This window comes from Caulobacter sp. GW821-FHT12D05, assembly GCF_058807295.1.
The window spans coordinates 496,275-515,291 of record NZ_JBXAQO010000004.1 but is presented as its reverse complement, the minus strand read 5'-3'; the positions used below and the strand labels follow the sequence as shown (position 1 = coordinate 515,291).

Here is a 19,017-nt window from a genome sequence, read left to right as displayed (position 1 = left end):
TTGTCCTCCCTCTAGAAGCTGACGGTCACGCCGCCGAACACCGACCGGCCGTCGCCGGGCCAGAGCGTCGCGGTGGTCGCGGTCCAGGCCACGGCGGCCTGGGTGTTGGACACATAGGCCTTGTCGGCCAGGTTCCGCGCATCGACGAACACCGACACGGCCGGGGTGACCTTCCAGCCGGCGTTCAGGTTGACGATGGCATAACCCGGCGCGGTCTTGGTGTTCTTGTAGTCGATCCACTGGTCGCTCGCCGACCATTCCAGCGACGGGGCCACGAACCAGCCGCGCGGATCGTCGTAACGGACCTCCGAGCGGTAGAAGTTCTTCGGGACAATCGGCAGGCGGTTGTCGCCGAACTGCGCGTCGCCCCGGAAGCGGAAGTCCGACAGGGTCCAGGTCTGGCGGATGCGCCAATGCGGGGCCGGCGCCCAGTCCAGCGCCGCCTCGATCCCCTGATGCAGGGTCTTGTCGGCATTGAAGGTCGCCGCCGGGATCGACGAGGTCACCGCATATTGCAGCATCTCGTCGCGTAGCTCGGCCCGGTACAGGGTCAGGTCGTAGGTGAACGGCCCGCGATGGCCCCGCGCCCCAATCTCGCCGGTCCAGGCCTTCTGGGCCTTCACGGGGGCGAAGCCGGTGTTGGTCGGGCTCATCGAGCTGAAGTTCGGCGGCTCGACCGAGCGGGTCAGGTTGGCGAACACCTGGTTGCCCGCCTCGTCCTGCCACAGCAGGCCGACGCGCGGCGACACCCAGTTATAGGTCTTGCCGGCCTTGAGGTTGAAGGTCGCCGCCTGGCCCGGGATCGCGAAGCTGGTGTAGTCGCGCTCGGCCTGGCCCCAGGTCGCGCCGGCCACCACGGCCACGCGGTCGGTGACGAACAGCCGCCCCTCGCCGAAGACGTCCACGGCCTTGGCGTTCTGCAGCGTCCGCGAGGTCGGCGCGCCGCGGGCGCCGCGATTGTTGACGTAGAAATTGCTGTCCATGTCGCCGGTCCGGTACCAGGCGCCGAAGAAGGCGTCGGCCCGCTTGCCGCCCAGCTCGCCGTCCCAGTCGAACCGGCCGAAAGCGCCGTAGTTGCGGCTCTGCTGGTCGATGACCTGGAAGATCGGATGGTCCAGGTCCTTCCACACCGCATAGACCGCGCCCTCGAACACCAGCTGGTCGGACAGCCGCCAGGTGGTGCGCAGCGAGCCGCGCAGGCCGCGCTGGTTGCGGCTTTGGTCGCCCGACAGATTGCCGGCCGCCGACTGGCGCGGATCAGCCTGGAACTGGGCGACGGTCAGGGAGCCGGGGATCTCCTGGTTGATGTTCGAGCCGTTGACGATGAAGCGGACCTCGCGGTCCTGGCCGAAGCTACGGCCGATGTTCAAGGACCCGAACTGGATGTTCTGCTGGCTCTGAGAGCGCCAGCCCTGGCTGGTCTGGTTGGTGGCGGCGGCGAAGACGTCCCAATCACCGGCTTGGCGGGCGATGGCAAGGTGCTCCCGCGCCAGACCGAACGAGCCGCCGTCCAGCCGGATCTGGTTTTCGAACCCCGCGTCCTTGCCCGTCGGCGTCACCAGGTTCACCGCCCCGCCCAGCAGCGCCCCGCCGAAGCGCAGGGCGTTGCCGCCGCGATAGACCTCGGCGTAGCGGGTGTTCAGCGGGTCGGCCACCTGGCTGTCGCCATAGCCGTCAGCCTCGTTCAGCGGCACGCCGTCCTGGGCCAGCAGGAGGCCCCGGTTGTGGTTGGCGTTGCCGATGCCCGAGCCTCGGATCGAGATGCGGATATCGCCGCCCCACTTGCGCTGGGCGTACACGCCGGGCGCGTCGCGCAGCATGTCGTCCAGGGCCAGCGCCTGGCGGCTGGCGTAGCTCTCCTGCGAGATCACCGACACGGCGCCGGGCGTCTCCGACAGCCGCCGGCGGGCGTCGGCGACGACGGGCGGATCCTCGGGGTTGGGACGGGCGGTGACGATGACCGACGAGACCTGGTCGTCGGCCTCAGCGGCGTGGGCGGCAGGCGTGATGCAGGCGAGCGCGGCGGCGCCCAGGAGGGCGCGGCGGAAGGTATGCGACATGGAAGCGGAAGATCCCGGAACGTGGCAGGGCGCACGGCGTCAGAAACGCAGCGCGACGGAAAATGCTCAGGCGTTCAGGAGGGGAGGCGGACCTTGGCTAGGCGGACGCGGCGGGGCGCGGGCATGACCCCGCACGCCCAGCACGCGCTCGACCGGCGTCTCGATATATTCGGCGTATTGAACGGGAACGATCGTGGGGACTGGCGCATCCACCGTCGCGGCCAGGGTCGGCCCCACGCAGTTGGTGCACTTCAGTCCCATGAAGCCCTTGGCGGGCGCCGTGCGGACCGAACCGTCCTCGTCGACGATCACGACCTTCGAGCCGTCCGCCGTACAGATCACCATCGCCGACCCGCTCTCGCGCAGGTCATGGGCCATGGCGGCGGCGGGGAGCAGCACCTGCACAAGCACCGCCAGCACCGCCGCGAACGCGGCGAGCAGAGTGCGGAAATGGCCGGTGCGGGCGGTCATGGTGAAGACGGAGTAGGGCGCGGGGCCGGCAGGGTCAATGCGGCGGAGTGCGGCGGTGGGCACTTAAGGGCGGGGTGCGGCGCCGCAATTGCGATCACGACCCTGCCCAAAAGCATGGCGGGCGCCGCGCAATGGAGCAGCCGAGGCCTCCAAGTCCGCCCTTAGCCTCCCGCGAGGGTTGAGGCTGTTGCGGATGTTTCAAGCCTGACGAACTGTCGCAATCGCGCAAACATCGCGATCTGTGTCTGTATTCGATCGTCGAAATAAGAAAATCGCGCCGTCGGGAAGCATCACCGAGAACAAAAACAAACGCGTATAGCGCCAAGAGGGGTGACTATGACTAAGTTCTCGCGAACCATTCTACTTTCGGGCATCTCTGCTCTTTCGATCAGCTTAGGTTTCGTCGGCCAAGCCAACGCCGCCGGCCTGCAGGCCCAGGCGGCCGAGCCGGCCTCGACCGAGCTCGATACGCTGGTCGTCATCGGCACGCGCCGAACCGACCGGTCAGTGGTGGACTCGCCGTCGCCGATCGACGTCTTCGGCGGCGAGGAGCTCAGCCGCCAGCCGGCCGCCGACATGCTGGACGTGGTCAAGAACCTGGTCCCGTCGTTCTACGTCCCGCAGAACACCATCTCGGACGCCTCGACCTTCGTGCGCGCGCCGTCCTTGCGCGGTCTCGGCGCCGACCAGGTGCTCGTGATGATCAACGGCAAGCGCTACAACCGCTCGGCCCTGGTCCAGGTGGTCACCGGCGGCGACACAGCCCTGTCGCTGGGCGCGCAGGCCGTCGACCTGTCTTTGATCCCGTCGATCGCCGTCAAGAACCTGCAGATCCTGCGCGACGGCGCGACCGCCCAGTACGGCTCCGACGCCATCGGCGGCGTCATCAACTACGGTCTGCGTGACAGCGACAGCGGCTTCGAGGCCCAGGCGCGCTACGGCCAGACCTATAGCGGCGACGGCGAGAGCTATCAGTTCGCCGTCAATGCCGGCTTCAAGCTGTTCGACGCCGGTTTCGTCAATGTGTCGGGCGAGTATTTCGACGACGGCGAGACCAGCCGCGGCGCCACCCGGCCGATCGCGGCCGTGTTCGCGGGGCTCAATCCCAGCCTGGCGGGGCAACTGCCCAACTATCCCGGCCCGGCGCAGATCTGGGGTTCGTCGCCGACCGACGGCTACAAGATCTTCGTCAACGCCGGCTACGACATCAGCGACAACGCCCACCTCTACATGACGGCCAATGTCGGGCATCGCGAGGCCGACCAGAGCTTCAACTATCGCTCGCCGATCTCGGCGCCGACGCCGCTGGTGGTCAACAACGGCACGGGTACGCCCGCCACGGGCTCGCCGGGCCGTAACGGCGCCTTCGCCCCGATCTACCTGACGCCCTGTCCGACCGGCAACGCCACCTGCCCGGCGGGCGGCTTCGTCAAGAACAGCAACACCTTCAGCTTCACGTCCGTCTATCCGGCGGGCTTCACCCCGCGCTTCCAGGGCGTGGTCGAGCAATTCTACGGGACGATGGGCGTGCGGGGGCGGGCCGACAGCGGTTTCACCTACGACCTCTCGGGCACCGTGGCGAAGAACTCGCTCGACCTGGCCATGACCAAGTCGCTGAACGCCTCGTTCGGTCCGACCAGCCAGAAAGAGTTCAAGTTCGGCAAGCTGATCCAGCGTGAAACCAACCTGAACCTCGACCTGACCTATCCGATCGAGGTCGGCTTCGCGAGCCCGATCACCCTGTCGGGCGGCGGCGAGTACCGGCACGAGGAGTACGAGGCGACCGCGGGCGACACGCAGTCCTACGCCGCCGGCCCCTACGCCGTGCAGCCGCTGTACGTGCAGGTCTCGCCCGGCGTCTACACCCGCTCGATCGTGGGCGGCTCGCCCGAGACGGCGTCGCAGTCGCCTGGCGCCAGCGGCTATGGCGGCACCAGCCCGGCGTCGGCCAAGACCTCCACGCAGAGCAACTACGGCGTCTATCTGGGCGCCGAGGCCGATGTCACCGAGGCCTTCACGCTGGGCGTCGCCGGCCGTTACGAGGACTACGACACCTTCGGCGACACCTTCGTGGGCAAGGTGAACAGCCTCTATCGCGTGTCCGAGATGTTCTCGGTGCGCGGCACCGTCGGCACCGGCTTCCACGCCCCGTCGCCAGGCCAAAGCAATACCGAGATCCTGACGACCGCCTTCGCTCCCGGCGGCGAGCAGGTCCAGACCGGCACCTATCCGGTGACCAGCGCCATCGCCAAGTATTTCGGCGCCAAGACCCTGACCCCCGAAAAGTCCACCAACTACGGCGTCGGGTTCATCTTCAACCCGATCGACAACTTCACCCTCACCGTCGATGGCTATCTGATCAAGGTGAAGGACCGCATCAGCATCACCAGCACCTTCGATGTCGTCGCGGCCGACATCGTCGCCCAGCCCGCGCTGGCGGCGGTCGGCGTCGGCGGCGCGGTGGCCTATTTCACCAATGGCTTCGACACCAAGACCAAGGGCATCGACGCCGTCGCCACCTATCGCCTGCAGCTGATGGACAATCCGCTGAGCCTCACCCTGGCCTACAGCTACAACAAGAGCACGGTCACCAAGTCCGACCCGGTGGCCATCGGCGCCGACCGGATCTACGACATCGAGAACATCACGCCCAAGCACCGGGCCAATGTCTCGGCCAGCTACGAGATCGGCGGCTTCACGCTCAACGCCCGCGGCAACTACTACAGCAGCTGGAGCACCAACCAGGACTATCCGGGCCAGACGTTCGGCTCGAAGGTCACGGCCGACCTCGACCTGAGCTACACGGTCGCTGAGAAGTACACCCTGACCGTCGGGGCCAATAACCTGTTCGACGAATATCCGGACAAGCTGGCCCCGACCACGGCCAACCCGATCTACGCCATCACGGGCAGCACGGCCGACGGTCAGATCTATCCGCGCTCGGGCGGTCCGTTCGGCATGAACGGCGGCTTCTGGTACGCGCGTCTGAAGGTGAAGTACTAGAGCGCTCCGAGCGAACGCCGTCCGGCCCGTCCGGACGGCGTTTTCGCTTCCCAACCCGGCGCCCCCGCGTAACCTCCCGCCGTTACCAAACGCCCCAGGGCGACGGGCTGGACATGACGCGTATTCTACTGATCGAGGACGAACCGGAGATGGCCCGGCTGGTGGCCAGCAATCTGGCGCGCGCCGGCCTGCTCGTGGATGTGGCGGGGTCGATCGATCTGGCGCGGGAGATCCTGAAGACGGCGCGGTTCTCGCTGGTGCTGCTGGATCGCGGCCTGCCCGACGGCGAGGGGCTGTCGCTAATCCCGGCCATCCGCGCCGCCCAGCCGGGCGCGGCGGTGATCCTGCTGACGGCCCAGGACCGGTTGGACGACAAGGTGCGGGGCCTGGACGCCGGGGCCGACGACTACCTGACCAAGCCCTTCTTCACCGATGAGCTGATGGCCCGCATCCGCGCGGCGCTGCGGCGGCCGGGCGGTGAGGCCGCCGCGCCGGTGGTGTGCGGACGATTGTCCTTCGACCTGCAGACCCGCGAGGCCAGCATCGACGAGACGCCCCTGACTTTGGGCCGACGCGAGCTTCTGGTGCTGGAGGCCCTGGCCCGGCGGGTCGGGCGGGTGATCCAGCGCGACGCCCTGCTGGACGCCGTCTATGGCCTGGACGACGAGGTGCAGCCCAAGGCGCTGGACGCCCACGTCTCACGCCTGCGTCGCCGGCTGAACGAGGGCGGGGCCGGGGTGATGATCCATCCGGTGCGCAATGTCGGCTACATGCTGAAGGCCCTATGAGGCGCCTCTCCTCGTCCCTGGCCGCGCGGCTGATCGTCTGGTTCGTGCTGGTTCAGTCGCTGGTCTCGGTGCTGGCCATGGCCGTCACGCTGTTCCTCTGGCGCCAGCCCGGCGACGAGTACGCCTTCGCCCAGATGCACTTGGAAGAGGTGGTCATGGCGGCGATCCGGCGCGGCCCCGACGGCCAGCTGGCGCTGGGCGAGACGCCGGCGCTGAAGGCGTTCCGGGCCGAGCGTCCGGGCGTCGAGATCGCGGCCCTGCAAGGAACGCGGATCCTGCCCGGCTCGTCGCCGGTGCTGGCCCAGGCGCTGCGGGACCAGGGCGCGCCGGCCTTCATCAGCGCCACCTTCGTCTTCAGCCAGGGGCCGCTGGCCGGCGAGACGGCGACGGCGACGACGCGCGGCGGAGCGTTCGGGGACATCGTGGTGGTCGGGGTCGGCAACCGGCTGCGGCTGGCCGACCTGCCGGCGCTGGGCCTCTATATGGGCGCCTATCTGGTGCGGGTGATGATCCTGGTCATGCTAGGCGCGGCGGCGGTGACGCCGTTCGTCATCGGCCGGGCGCTGCGGCCCTTGCAGCAGGCCGGGCGCGAGGCCGCCCGCATCGACATCCGCCGCCGCGACCTGCGCCTGCCGGTCGGCGAAGGCGTGCCCAGCGAGCTGGCAGGACTGATCGGGGCCATCAACGCGGCGCTGGACCGGCTGGACCAGGGCGTGCGTCGCCAGCAGCGCATCGCCGCCGAGGCCGCCCACGAGCTGCGCACGCCCCTGGCCGTGCTGGCCGCCCGCATCGACAGCCAGCCGGCCTCCGACGACCAGTTGGCCATGCGCCGCGACCTGGAGCGCATGCGGACCCTGGTCGATCAGCTGCTGCTGGTCGCGCGGCTGGAGATCGCCGACGCGCCGCGCGACGAGACCTTCGACCTGGTGGCCCTGGCCCGCGACGTGGTCGCCGACTGCACGCCGCTGGCCTTGGCGCAGGGCCGCGACCTGGCGCTCGTCCCCGATGTCGAGCGGCGCATGGTGCGTGGCAGTCGGCGCGTGATCGAGGGGGCGCTGACCAACCTCGTGAACAACGCCATCCGCGCCGAGCCGGTCGGCGGGGCGGTCGAGGTGCGCGTGCCGGACGCCGACGAACTGCGGGTCATCGACCACGGCCCGGGCGTGCCGTTGCACGAACGCGAGCTGGTGTTCGACCCGTTCTGGCGGCGCAACGACGACCATCCCGGCGCGGGCCTGGGCCTGGCCATCGTCAAGCAGGCGGCCCTGCTGCACGGCGGCCAGGCGTTCGTGGAAGAGACGCCGGGCGGCGGCGCGACGTTCCGCCTGCGCCTGTCGTAGCTACTTCTTGGCGTCCTTGACCGCGTCCTTCAGATCGCCCTGCTTCACGTTGCCGGCGACCTTGTCCTTCTTGCCCTCGGCCTTGAGGTCTTTGTCGCCGACCAACGTGCCGACGCCGGACTCGACCTTGCCGACGGTCTCCTGCTTGCGGCCGGCTTCCTTGTCGCAGGCGGCCAGGCCGGTGAGGGCGGCGATCAGGGTGAAGGTCAGAAGAGTGCGGGTCATGTGTTGGCTCCGGTTGAACCTTCACAACGCAAGCGGGGCCTTTCGCGATCCCCAGGGACTAGGGGACCGAAAACCTCGTCCTTCGACAAGCTCAGGATGAGGTTTTCTACTGAACGGTCCTACCCATAGTCCTCACCCTGAGCTTGTCGAAGGGCGAGGACGGGCCCGAGGCGGCGGGGCTACTTCGCCGCGTCGGGCTCCGCGCCCAGCCAGGCCTTGCGGAAGGCCAGCTGCGCGTCGGTGGGTTTCAGGTCGGCCTTTTCGAAGCGCACGACTTCCAGCGTCGGGTCGGCGGCGACCTTCAGCGGGGCCTCGCGCACCTGGCCGCGCTGGACGAACTTGATGGTCGTGGCGTCGTCCGGCTTGAGGCGGTCGAGAGCGTCGGTCCAGTCGGCCTCGTTGGCGAACTCGAAACGCCCGATGCTGACGATACGGTCGCCGACTTCCAGGCCGGCGGCGTAGAGCGGGCTGTTCGGGACCGGCGGGGCGTCGAGGATCAGCTCGGCGCCGTTGGCCCTGACGCGCGACGCGCCCAGCCAGGCCTTCTTCGGCGCTTTCGGGCGCAGCTTCAGGCCGGCCTGTTCCAGCAGCGGGGCGAAGTCGGGCAGGGCCGAGCCTTCGATGCTGGCCTTGAAGAAGGCGTCGGCGAACTTCGCATCACCCGTGGTCTGGGCCAGGGCGGCGCGGATGTCGGCGGGCTTGTAGGGCTTTTCCGGCGCGCCGTGGGTCTTCCACATGCGCTTCATGAAGTCGTCGAGGCTGAGCGGCTTTTCGCGGCCGCGCAACTGCAGGTCCAGCGCCAGGCCGATCACCGCGCCGTACGGATAGTACGAGGTGAAGATGTTTGGATTGGTCGGGTCCAGCGCGGCGGCGGCGTCGACGAACGGCGCGCGCAGGCTCATCTCCTGCGGCGAGCCGTACAGGCGCCCCGGACCGGTGATGACGCCGTTCAGCGTGCCGGAGAGGGCGGTCAGGTACTCGTCGGTGGTCGACTGGCCGGCGCGGCGGATCAGCAGCGGGCCGTAATACTGCGTGAAGCCCTCGGCCAGCCACAGCGACGGGGTTGGGTTGGCCTTGGTGAAGTCGAACGGCTCCAGCTCGGCGGGGCGGATGCGTTCGACGTTCCAGGCGTGGAAGAACTCGTGGCTGGCCGTGCCCAGCTGGCTGAAATTGCCCCGGAACAGCGAGCGGGGCTGGCTGATGAAGGTCGAGTTGCGGTGCTCCATGCCGTCGCCGGTGATCTGCGGCATGTAGTCGGCGATGAAGGTGTAGGTCCCGTGGTCGAACTTCGGCAGCTCGCCGAACACCTTGATGTGCTCGGGGACGATGGCCTTCAGTTTCGCCACGAACTTGTCGGCGTCCTCGTCCGTGCCCGGGTTATGCAGCGCCAGGCGGAAGGTGTAGTCGCGGCCCTGGTCGGTGACCTTCCATTCGCGCAGGGTGAAGGCGCTGATCTCGGTCGGGCTGTCCATGAAGTACTGCAGGTTCGGGGCCCAGTACGTGTCGGCCGCGCCCGCCGCTTGGGGCAGCTGGGTGGCGACCCGCCAGCTGGGATCGGCGCGCTTGAAGGCCACGCGGATCGGCTTGTCGTCATAACCGTCGGCCCACAGGAAGGTGGCCGGCATGTTCAGGTGGGCGTGGGTGGCGTCGACCTGGGAATAGGTGCCGTCGCCGCGGTCGGCGTACAGGGTGTAGGTCACCTTCACGGTGCCGTCGTGGCCGGTGACGGTCCAGCCGTAGGGATCGGTGCGCTCGACGGTCAGCGGCTTGCCGGCGCCGTCGACGGCGCTGACCTTGTAGACGTTCTTGGCGAACTCGTGGATCGCGTAGCGGCCCGGCGACGAGCGCGACATCCGCAGGTGCAGCGGCCCCTTGGGCGCGCCGCGATAGGTGGCGACGATCTGCGCCTCGTGGTGGGCGGCGTTCTCGAACGAGACCTCGTACTGGACGGGGGCGTTGGCGCCGGGATCGGCCGCGAGCGCGGCGGTGGCGGACAAGGCCAGGCCCGTGAGGCCGATCAGAACGTGACGCATGCAGCTCCCCCGAAAAAACGAAGGGGCACCATGGCCAAGCCCGTGCGTCGCCGCAAGGCGGGGAAGGTTAGCCTCGGCTGGCCGGCTTGCGTCTGCGCGGGACGCGGACAACCGCCTCGCCGTCCATGATCGGTTCGTCGCCGACCAGGCCTTCGCAGCGCAGGGTGACGCGGGCGCTCTCGGGATCGATGGCGGCCACGGTCACACGCGCCGTGACGATGTCGCCGATCCGCACCGGCTTGTGGAAGGCCAGGGTCTGCGACAGGTAGATCGAGCCGGCGCCGGGCAGGATGGTGCCGACCACGGCCGAGCCGAACGAGGCCGACAACAGGCCGTGGGCGATGCGCCCGCGATAGGCCGTCTTGCTGGCGAAGGCCTCGTCCATGTGGACGGGGTTGAAGTCGTCCGAGGCCTCGGCGAACAGGCCGATGCGCGCTTCGGTGACAGGGACCTGTTTCTCGGCGACCATCCCGACGGACAGTTCTTCCAGGATGTAGCCGCCGGAGGGGTGACGTTCGATCATGTCCGGCGGTTACCGCTCACGGGGGGTTATGACCAGCGAAAAACGGCTGTGGGGCCGAAACCTCGCCCTTCGACAGGCTCAGGGTGAGGTTTCTATTTAGGCGCCGAGCTCGCAGTAGTCCTCATCCTGAGCCTGTCGAAGGACGAGGGCGGGCCTCAATGATGCCCCGAACTGGCCGGCGGCTTCTTCTTCGGCGCCCGCGCCAGCATGCCCTTGGCGATCTCCTCCTCGCCGATCAGGGCGTGGGTGGCGCCCATCTCCTTGAGCAGGGTCACGTCGGCGTCGGTATAGGCGCGGGCGATGATCTCGCACTTGGGGTTGGCCGCGCGGGCCTGTTCGATGATCCGGGCCGCCTCGAACGGATTGGGCACGGCGACGAACAGGTGGGTGGCCTTGTCCAGGCCGGCCTTCAGCAGCACCTCGGGCTTGACCGCATTGCCGCCGATGGTCTCGAAGCCGGCCTTGCGCAGGTCCTCGGCGCGCTCGACGTCGTCCTCGATCACCACCAGCGGGGTCTTGCCCTTAAGGCCCTCGGCCACGGCCTTGCCGACGCGGCCATAGCCGATCAGCAGGGCGTGCGGCTTGGCGGCGGCCGGGATCGGCGGCTCGCCCGAGGCCTCGCGCTCCTTGGCGATCATCTTGGGCAGTAGGCGGTCCAGCCAGGCGAACAGCAGCGGATTGACCAGGATCGACAGGATGGCGCCGGCCAAAACAAGGTCGCGGCCGTTCTCGGGCAGCAGCTTCAGCGACACGCCCAGGCCGGCCAGGATGAACGAGAACTCGCCGATCTGGGCCAGGCTGACCGAGATGGTCAGGGCCGTGCTCATCGGGCGGCGGAAGGCCAGGACGATGACCAGGGCGGCGATCGACTTGCCCACCACGATGATGGCCAGGGTCGCCAGCACCGCCAGGGGCTCGCGCAGCAGGACGCTGGGGTCGAACAGCATGCCGATCGAGACGAAGAACAGCACCGCGAAGGCGTCGCGCAGCGGCAGGGTCTCGTTGGCGGCCTGCTGCGACAGCTCGCTCTCGGCCATGATCATGCCGGCGAAGAAGGCCCCCAGGGCGAACGAGACGCCAAACAGCGCGGCCGAGCCGAACGCGACTCCAAGAGCAATGGCCAGCACCGCCAGGCGAAACAGCTCACGCGAGCCGGTGTGGGCGATGCGGTGCAGGATCCAGGGGATCACCCGGCGGCCGACGATCAGCATGAAGGCCACGAACGCCACGACCTTGCCGATGGTGATGGCGAAGGCCAGGCCGACGCCGCCCGTCTGGTTGGCCGGGGCCTCGCCGCCCAGCACGCCCGACAGCGCGGGCAGCAGCACGAGGGCCAGCACCATGGCCAGGTCTTCGACGATCAGCCAGCCGACCGCGATCTTGCCGCGCCCGGTCTCGATCAGCCGTCGCTCCTGCAGGGCGCGCAGCAGCACCACGGTCGAGGCGACCGACAGGGCCAGGCCAAACACCACGCCCGCGCCGACGCTCCAGCCCAAGGCGACCGCAAGCCCGAGACCCATCACCGTCGCCGCCCCGATCTGTACGACCGCGCCGGGAATGGCGATGTTCTTCACCGCCATCAGGTCCTTCAGCGAGAAGTGCAGGCCCACGCCGAACATCAGCAGGATGACGCCGATCTCGGCCAGCTGCGGGGCCAGCTCCTGGTCGGCGACATAGCCGGGCGTGAACGGCCCGACCAGCACGCCCGCGAGCAGGTAACCCACGAGAACCGGCAGCTTCAGCCGGTTGGCGATGGCGCCGAAGACAAAGGCCAGTCCCAGGCCCGCGACGATGGTGGCGATCAGCGAGGTGTGGTGCAAAGGCTCTCCTTGACGATCAGCTTTTTCGGGCGTACTCAACCAATATGGGTGATTAAACCCAGGTACGCCAGATGCCGCACGCAAAAATTCTCCTTCCAGCCCAGTGCCGGGCCGCCCGGGGACTGATCAATTGGTCCCAGGGAGAGCTCGCCGACAAGGCGGGCGTGTCGCGCAGCACGGTCAAGGACTTCGAGACCGAGCGCCACGCCTTGCACCATAGCACCGAACGCCTCCTGATCGACGCGATCGAGGCGGGCGGGGTGTCCTTGATCGTGGCGGACGAGGCAGGACCGGGCGTGCGGCTGAAGCGACCGGTCTGAGCTAGGACATCAAGGAGGGGCAGTGGCGCACGAGGTTTCACCAGAGAGCTACAAGGACCTGGTCCTGTTCCTGGCGACCGCCGGCATTGTCGCGCCGATCTTCAAGCGCCTGAAGATCAACACCATCCTGGGCTACCTGCTGGCCGGGGTGATCCTGGGGCCGTACGGCCTGGGCCGGTTCATCCACGTCGCGCCGTGGCTCGACTATTTCACCGTCGACAACCCCGACGAAATCGCCCAGCTGGCCGAGTTCGGGGTGGTGTTCCTGCTGTTCATGATCGGGCTGGAGCTCTCCTGGGAGCGCCTGCGCCTGATGCGCAAGTGGGTGTTCGGCCTGGGCGCGATCCAGGTGATCGGCTGCTCGCTGGCCCTGGGCGCCGGCGCCATGCTGCTGGGCCAGGATCCCGTGGCGGCCCTGACCATCGGCGCGGCCCTGACCCTGTCCTCGACCGCCATCGCCGTGCCGGTGCTGGCCGAGCGCCGCCGCCTGCACTCGGAAGCCGGCCGCGCCACCTTCTCGGTGCTGCTGTTCCAGGACCTGGCCGTCGCGCCGATCCTGATCACCCTGGCGATCCTGGGCCGCGGCAACGGCACGTTCCAGCTGAAGGACCTACTGGCCCTGGCCCCCGCCGCCATCGGCCTGGGCGTCATCGTGCTGGTCGGGCGCCTGGCCCTGCGGCCGATGCTGAAGTCCGTCGCCAAGGCCAAGAGCGAAGAGATGTTCATGGCCGCCTGCCTGCTGGTGATCATCGGCGCGGGCATGGTCGCGGCCCTGTCGGGCCTGTCCATGGCGCTGGGCGCCTTCGTGGCCGGCGTCCTCCTGGCCGAGACCGAGTACCGCCACGAGGTCGAGGTCAAGATCGAGCCGTTCAAGGGTCTGCTGCTCAGCCTGTTCTTCGTGTCGCTGGGCATCCGCCTGGACCTGTCGCTGCTGGCCGCCCAGCCGGGCGCGATCCTGGCCACGGCCGTCGGCCTGCTGGTTTTGAAGACCGCGATGGTGTTCGGCAGCGGCCTGGTCATGGGCCTGAACAAGCGCGCGGCCATCGAGGCGGCCCTGATCCTGGCGGCCGGCGGCGAGTTCGCCTTCGTGCTGCTGGACAACGCCATGAGCGCCCGGGTCGTCTCGCCGGCCATCGGCCAGGCGGTCCTGGTCTCGGCGACCCTGACCATGTTCCTGATCCCGGGCCTGGCGGCGCTGGGCGGCTATCTGGGCCGCAAGAGCGCGCCGCTGCCGGTCAGCGAGGCCCCGCCCTCGACCGAGCGCGAGCCCGACCGCGTGGGGCCCGAGCCGGCCGGCCAGGTGCTGGTCATCGGCTATGGCCGGGTCGGCAAGCTGGTCGGCGACATGCTGGGACGCCACGACCTGTCGTGGATCGCCGTCGAGCGCGACGCCCGCCTGGTCGAGCAGGGCCGCCGCGACGGCGCCCGCATCTATTACGGCGACGCCTCGCGCATCGAGCTCCTGGAGCGCTGCGGCCTTGCTACGGCCAAAGCGGTAGTGGTCACCATGGACGCCTTCGAGGTCGCCGAGGCCGTGGTTGCCGCCGCCCGTGGCGAGCGCCCCGACGTGCCGATCGTGGTCCGCGCCCGCGACGCCCGCCACGCCGCCCGCCTGTACGAACTGGGCGCCACCGACGCTGTGCCCGAGACCATCGAGGCCAGCTTGCAGCTCTCTGAAGCCGTGCTGGTCGATATCGGCGTCCCGATGGGCCTGGTCATCGCCTCGATCCACGAGCGCCGCGACGAATACCGCAAGGTGCTGAACCGCCCGGACGCCCTGGGTGGAAGGCGCCGGCGCTTGCGCGACGCGACGTTGCGGTAGTTTTCCAGGAGTTCCCCCATGATTGAACGTATCGGCAAGGCCCAACGCTGGAGCGACGCGGTGGCCGCCCATGGCCTGGTGTTCCTGGCGGGCCACGTGGCCGAGGAGACGCGCGGGCAGTCGGTCTTTGTCCAGACGCAAGAGGTGCTGGCCCAGATCGACGACACCTTGGCCCAGGCCGGGGTGACCAAGGCCGCGCTGGTCAGCGTCACCATCTATCTGGCCGATATCGCCGGTTTCGACGAGATGAACCGGGCCTGGGACGCGTGGGTCGATACCGAGAACCCGCCGGCGCGGGCAACGGTCGAGTCCCGCCTGGCGCGGCCGGACTATGCGGTCGAGATCGTCGGGGTCGCGGCGCGCTAGCTGGTGATCCGGTCGAGGTTGGTCAGCAGGCGCTGCAGCAGGCCGACCAACTGCTGCGTCTCGGCGTCCGAGAAGCCGTCCAGCACCTCCTGATTGCCCGCGAGCAGGGTGGCGACCGCATCCGGCAGGCGCGCCTCGGCGGCCTCCGTCAGGGTGACCCGGCTGCTGCGGCCATCGGCGGGATCGGGCGTGCGGCGGATCAGGCCGTCGCGTTCCATGCGGGCCAGCATCTGGGCCATCGGCGGCTGCTCGACCTTGGCGAAGCGGGCCAGATCCCGCTGGGTGCTGGCCTGGCCGTCGCGCAGCGCGACCAGCACCGGCACGTGGCCCAGGCCAAAGCCCAGCGGCTTCAGCCGCGCCTCGCTGAGCCGGGCGAAGCCGCGGGCGGCCAGGCTGATCAGGTGGCCCGGCGTCGACAGCACATCCATCGCGGCTCTTCCCTTGCGTTCCGTCACGCCTAGATACATATGTGCATATGTAATTGGCAAGGAGTGATCCCCATGGACGCCGAAATCGCGGTTCTTAACGGCCTGTACGACCGCTTCAACGCCCGTGACATCGACGGCGTCATGGCCTGGCTGACCGACGACGTCGCCTGGGCCAATGGCATGGACGGCGGCCACGAGCAGGGTCAGGCGGCGGTCCGCGACTACTGGACCCGCCAGTGGTCGGTGATCAGCCCCCATGTCGAGCCGGTCGGCTTCCATCGCGCCGCCGACGGGGCGGTGGTCGCCGAGGTCATCCAGACCATTCGTGACCTCGACGGCAATCCTCTGGAGGGCCAGACGCACGGTCTCAAGGACAAGACGGTCGGCCACGCCTTCACGTTTCGCGACGGCAAGGTGGCGCGTTTCGATATCCGCGACATAGAGTAGGCCAACCATAAGGGAGCCTGCGGTCATGATCACCCTCTACGGCGAAGGTCGGGGCTTCCGCGTCGCATGGCTGCTGGAGGAGATGGGGCTGCCCTATCGGCTGCGGCCGGTGGACATGCTGGCCGGGGTCGAGAACGACACCGAGTTCATGGCCATCAATCCGGCCGGCTTCATCCCGGCGATCCGCGACGGCGACGTCACCATGGTCGAGTCCATCGCCATCATGGAATATCTGATGGCCCGCCACGGGCCGACGCCGCTGGCCCCCGGGCCGCTGGATCCGGCCTTCCCCGCCTATCAGCAGTTCCTGCACCTGGGCGAGGCGGGGCTGGCGATGCCGATGTTCATGCGCGTGGTCAGCCAGATCCTCGCGCCCGACGACGAGAAGGACAATTGGGGCGCCCGCAAGGGCGTGCGGATGTTCGAGGGCCGCCTGCGGCTGGTGAACCGGCAGCTGGAGCGCGCGCCCTTCATGGCCGGCGAGGCGTTCACGGCGGCCGACATCTCGGTGACCTACGCCCTGCAGTTCGCCAAGCGGGCGGGCGGCTACGACCTCAGCGAGGTTCAGCAGGCCTATGTCGCCCGCACCACGGCGCGGCCGGCCTATGGCCGGGCGATGGACGTCTGCGCGGCGACCAAGGGCTGGGCGCAGTCGCAGGGCGAGGCCGTCGGATGAGCCACCGCATCTACGCCATGAGCTTTGCCAGCGTTTATCCGGCCTATGTCGCCAAGGCGCAGAAGAAGGGGCGGACCAAGGAGGAGGTCGACGAGATCATCCTGTGGCTGACCGGCTTTTCCCAGGACGAGCTGGAGGCGCGGATCGCCGACAAGACCGACTTTGAAAACTTCTTCGCCCAAGCCCGGCTGAACCCGGCGCGGGCGCTGATCACCGGCACGGTCTGCGGCGTGCGGGTCGAAAACGTCGAAGAGCCGCTGATGCGTGAGATCCGCTATCTGGACAAGCTGATCGACGAGCTGGCCAAGGGCAAGGCGATGGCCAAGATCCTGCGGACGCCGGCCTAGGCCAGGGCCGCCTTCAACACTGAAAAGACGCGCGGGTCCTGCATCTGGGCGACGTTGAAGCGCATGAAGTCCGAGGCGGTCTGGGCGGCGCTGAACACGTTGCCGGGGGCCAGGATGACGTCCTGCTCCAGGGCTGTGCGAGCCAGGTTCGAGGCGTCTTTTCCGTCCGGCAACCGGCCCCACAGATAGAAGCCGCCGCGCGGGGTGACCCACGGCTTCACGCCCAGATTGGCCAGCCGGGTCGTGGCGTCGCGGCGCGCGCCTGAGAGCCGCCGGCGCAGGGCCTCGACGTGGCGGCGATAGCCGGTGTCCATCAGGCTGTCGAAGACCAGCCGGGCCGCCATCGGGCTGGCGCCGCCGAAATTGGTGGCCACCTGCAGGTCGACCAGAGCCTCGATCCAGTCGGGCCTCGCGGCGATGTAGCCGCAGCGCACCGAGGCCGAGAGGGTCTTGGAGAAGCTGCCGATGCGGATGACGTTGGTGAGGCCGTCGAAGGCGGCCAGGCGCGGGGAGGGCTCGGGCTCGAACTCGGCGAAGATGTCGTCCTCGACGATGACCAGGCCGTGCGCCGAGGCGATGGTCAGCAGCTTGTGGGCGGTCTGGGCCGACAGGCTGGCGCCGGTCGGATTGTGGATCGCCGAATTGGTGATGTAGAGGCGCGGCCGCTCCGTGGTCAGCACCTCGGCGAACCGCGCCAGGTCCGGGCCGGTGGGCGTGAAGGGGGCGCTGACGATCCGCACCTGGTGGGCGCGCAGCAGGGCCTGGAAGTTGAAGTAGCAGGGATCGTCGACCAGCACCGCGTCGCCGGGCTTGAGCAGGAAACGGCAGATCAGGTCGATGGCCTGGGTGCCCGAGGCGGTCAGCAGGATCTGCTCGGGGGAGGCGTCCAGCCCGTCGGCGGCGGCGCGGCGGGCCAGCAGCTGGCGCAGGTCCAGCAGGCCGCGCGAATGGCCGTACTCGACCAGCGCCTCGTCGTCGGCGTGCGACAGGCCCCGCATCGCCTTGCGCAGGATGGCGCCCGGCATCCAGTCGGGCGGCAGCCAGCCGCAGCCGGGCTTCAGCGCCTGGGCCGCGGCGTCCAGCGACTGGCGCGAGACCCACAGCGGATCGATGGCGCGGTCGGCGCGGGGTTGGAGCTCATTGACGGCCGGCGTCGCCATGCCTTCCGAGACGTAGAAGCCCGAACCTGGCCGCGAGCGCACCACGCCCTCGGCCGCCAGGCGGTCATAGGCCTCGACCACGGTGGAGGGCGAGACCTTCAGGGTCGCGGCCAGGGTCCGGATCGACGGCAGGCGCTCGCCATGCGCCAGGGCGCGGCTGGCGATGCGGGCGCGGATCGCGCGCATAACCTCGTCGGTGCGGCTGGCGGGCTTGGCCATCGGGGCGTTCCTCAACTGTATGGCTATGGATAGCATACAGTTCGATTGAAATCGTATTGACCGTTTCTGTGCCCGGCGTGGTGGCGCGCCTAAAGCCTGGACATGGAACAGACATCCAAAGGCTGGGGCAGCGGGCTCCTGGGCGTGATCATCTTCAGCGGCTCGCTGCCGGCCACGCGTGTGGCGATCGGCGGCTTCGGGCCGGTGTTCCTGACCTGCGCCCGCGCGGTGATCGCCGCCCTGCTGGGCGCGGCGTTGCTGCTGATGTTCCGGCAGAAGCGGCCCGCCGAGGCCGACTTGAAGCCGCTGCTGGTGGTGGCCTTAGGGGTGGTGGTTGGGTTTCCGCTGCTGACCGGCCTAGCGCTACAGCACATCGACGCCGCCCACTCGGTCGTCTTCGTCGGTCTGCTGCCGTTGGCCACCGCGATCTTCGGCGTGCTGCGCGGCGGCGAGCGGCCCAAGCCCGCCTTCTGGGTCTTCTCGATCATCGGCAGCCTGTCGGTGGCCGGTTTCGCCGTCTCGCGCGGTGGCTCGGGGTCGGTGGTCGGCGACCTGCTGATGGTCGCGGCGATCGTCGCCTGCGGGTTGGGTTATGCCGAGGGGGCGGTGCTGTCGCGCCGGCTGGGCGGCTGGCAGGTGATCTGCTGGGCGCTCGTTTTGGCCCTGCCGGTGATGGCGATCCTGGCGGTGGTCACCTTGCCCATGGCCTGGAGCGGGATCGGGACCAGCGCCTGGCTGGGCCTGGCCTATGTCTCGGTGTTTTCCATGCTGATCGGCTTCGTGTTCTGGTACCGGGGCCTGGCGCTGGGCGGCATCGCCAAGGTCGGGCAGCTGCAGCTGCTGCAGCCGTTCTTCGGCCTGGCCCTGGCCGGCCTGCTGCTGCACGAGCCGATCGCGCCGGCGATGCTGGCCGTCACCGCCGTGATCGTGCTGTGCGTGGCTGGGGCCAAGCGGTTCGCCTAGAGCGCC

18 protein-coding genes are annotated in these 19,017 nt (G+C 68.9%); 10 read left to right on the top strand and 8 right to left on the bottom strand.

The annotated features are described in order from the left end of the window. Nucleotides 1-11 precede the first annotated feature (11 nt). Nucleotides 12-2,060: a TonB-dependent receptor family protein gene (locus AC1RRR_RS20585; RefSeq protein ID WP_492815733.1), complete on the bottom strand. Its 2,049-nt coding sequence runs from the start codon at nt 2,058-2,060 to the stop codon at nt 12-14. Between the two features lie 66 nt (nt 2,061-2,126). After that, nucleotides 2,127-2,531, bottom strand: coding sequence for a DUF2946 family protein (locus tag AC1RRR_RS20580; protein WP_492815732.1), 405 nt, complete (start codon nt 2,529-2,531; stop codon nt 2,127-2,129). 336 nt (nt 2,532-2,867) lie between these two features. On the opposite strand from AC1RRR_RS20580, the gene AC1RRR_RS20575 reads away from it, so the two are divergent. The 3 genes from AC1RRR_RS20575 to AC1RRR_RS20565 all read left to right on the top strand — a co-directional run bounded on the left by AC1RRR_RS20575 (nt 2,868) and on the right by AC1RRR_RS20565 (nt 7,662). Further along, nucleotides 2,868-5,534 (top strand): TonB-dependent receptor plug domain-containing protein, encoded by a 2,667-nt coding sequence (locus tag AC1RRR_RS20575; RefSeq protein ID WP_492815731.1) that lies wholly within the window; start codon nt 2,868-2,870, stop codon nt 5,532-5,534. Between the two features lie 113 nt (nt 5,535-5,647). Further along, complete coding sequence (locus tag AC1RRR_RS20570) at nt 5,648-6,322, top strand: response regulator transcription factor (RefSeq protein WP_454718244.1); 675 nt, start codon at nt 5,648-5,650, stop codon at nt 6,320-6,322. Beyond that, the gene (locus AC1RRR_RS20565; protein ID WP_492815730.1) at nt 6,319-7,662 is read left to right on the top strand and encodes a sensor histidine kinase; all 1,344 of its coding nucleotides are present in this window, start codon (nt 6,319-6,321) and stop codon (nt 7,660-7,662) included. Before AC1RRR_RS20570 ends, AC1RRR_RS20565 begins: the two co-directional genes overlap by 4 nt. On the opposite strand, the gene AC1RRR_RS20560 is transcribed toward AC1RRR_RS20565, so the two are convergent. The 4 genes from AC1RRR_RS20560 to ybaL form a co-directional block, all read right to left on the bottom strand. Continuing rightward, entirely contained in the window at nt 7,663-7,887 is a 225-nt protein-coding gene (locus AC1RRR_RS20560) for a CsbD family protein (RefSeq protein WP_492815729.1), read from the bottom strand. 179 nt (nt 7,888-8,066) lie between these two features. Next, nucleotides 8,067-9,920, bottom strand: a complete 1,854-nt coding sequence (locus AC1RRR_RS20555) for a M61 family metallopeptidase (protein WP_492815728.1) — start codon at nt 9,918-9,920, stop codon at nt 8,067-8,069. A 67-nt stretch (nt 9,921-9,987) separates the two neighbouring features. Beyond that, nucleotides 9,988-10,443 (bottom strand): MaoC family dehydratase, encoded by a 456-nt coding sequence (locus tag AC1RRR_RS20550; protein WP_492815727.1) that lies wholly within the window; start codon nt 10,441-10,443, stop codon nt 9,988-9,990. Nucleotides 10,444-10,598: 155 nt separating this feature from the next. Then, nucleotides 10,599-12,263, bottom strand: coding sequence for a YbaL family putative K(+) efflux transporter (gene ybaL / locus AC1RRR_RS20545; protein WP_492815726.1), 1,665 nt, complete (start codon nt 12,261-12,263; stop codon nt 10,599-10,601). 71 nt (nt 12,264-12,334) lie between these two features. Between ybaL and AC1RRR_RS20540 the strand changes: the two genes are divergently transcribed. From AC1RRR_RS20540 to AC1RRR_RS20530, 3 genes are read left to right on the top strand one after another with little or no spacing between them, the layout of a single operon-like run. Further along, entirely contained in the window at nt 12,335-12,583 is a 249-nt protein-coding gene (locus AC1RRR_RS20540) for a helix-turn-helix domain-containing protein (RefSeq protein WP_291872164.1), read from the top strand. A 22-nt stretch (nt 12,584-12,605) separates the two neighbouring features. Beyond that, a complete protein-coding gene (locus tag AC1RRR_RS20535; protein WP_492815725.1) occupies nt 12,606-14,405 on the top strand; it encodes a cation:proton antiporter domain-containing protein in 1,800 nt (599 codons plus the stop codon). An 18-nt stretch (nt 14,406-14,423) separates the two neighbouring features. Continuing rightward, a complete protein-coding gene (locus AC1RRR_RS20530) occupies nt 14,424-14,771 on the top strand; it encodes a RidA family protein (RefSeq protein ID WP_454761696.1) in 348 nt (115 codons plus the stop codon). Here AC1RRR_RS20530 and AC1RRR_RS20525 read toward each other — a convergent pair. Then, nucleotides 14,768-15,199 (bottom strand): MarR family winged helix-turn-helix transcriptional regulator, encoded by a 432-nt coding sequence (locus AC1RRR_RS20525; protein WP_492815724.1) that lies wholly within the window; start codon nt 15,197-15,199, stop codon nt 14,768-14,770. The two genes, AC1RRR_RS20530 and AC1RRR_RS20525, sit on opposite strands and share 4 nt — an antisense overlap. Before the next feature lie 72 nt (nt 15,200-15,271). Between AC1RRR_RS20525 and AC1RRR_RS20520 the strand changes: the two genes are divergently transcribed. Genes AC1RRR_RS20520 through AC1RRR_RS20510 form a run of 3 tightly spaced genes read left to right on the top strand, consistent with a single transcriptional unit; the run spans nt 15,272 to nt 16,669 of the window. Continuing rightward, complete coding sequence (locus AC1RRR_RS20520) at nt 15,272-15,646, top strand: nuclear transport factor 2 family protein (RefSeq protein WP_492815723.1); 375 nt, start codon at nt 15,272-15,274, stop codon at nt 15,644-15,646. Nucleotides 15,647-15,671: 25 nt separating this feature from the next. Continuing rightward, on the top strand, nt 15,672-16,322 hold the full coding sequence (locus AC1RRR_RS20515; RefSeq protein ID WP_492815722.1) for a glutathione S-transferase family protein: 651 nt from the start codon (nt 15,672-15,674) through the stop codon (nt 16,320-16,322). Continuing rightward, nucleotides 16,319-16,669 carry a DUF2200 domain-containing protein gene (locus AC1RRR_RS20510; RefSeq protein WP_492815721.1) on the top strand — a complete coding sequence of 117 codons (351 nt, stop codon included), beginning with the start codon at nt 16,319-16,321 and terminating at the stop codon, nt 16,667-16,669. The genes AC1RRR_RS20515 and AC1RRR_RS20510 overlap by 4 nt, the downstream gene beginning before the upstream one ends. On the opposite strand, the gene AC1RRR_RS20505 is transcribed toward AC1RRR_RS20510, so the two are convergent. Beyond that, nucleotides 16,666-18,048 (bottom strand): aminotransferase-like domain-containing protein, encoded by a 1,383-nt coding sequence (locus tag AC1RRR_RS20505; RefSeq protein ID WP_492815720.1) that lies wholly within the window; start codon nt 18,046-18,048, stop codon nt 16,666-16,668. The two genes, AC1RRR_RS20510 and AC1RRR_RS20505, sit on opposite strands and share 4 nt — an antisense overlap. Before the next feature lie 102 nt (nt 18,049-18,150). Between AC1RRR_RS20505 and AC1RRR_RS20500 the strand changes: the two genes are divergently transcribed. Further along, nucleotides 18,151-19,011, top strand: a complete 861-nt coding sequence (locus AC1RRR_RS20500; protein WP_492815719.1) for a DMT family transporter — start codon at nt 18,151-18,153, stop codon at nt 19,009-19,011. The last annotated feature ends 6 nt before the right edge of the window (nt 19,012-19,017 follow it).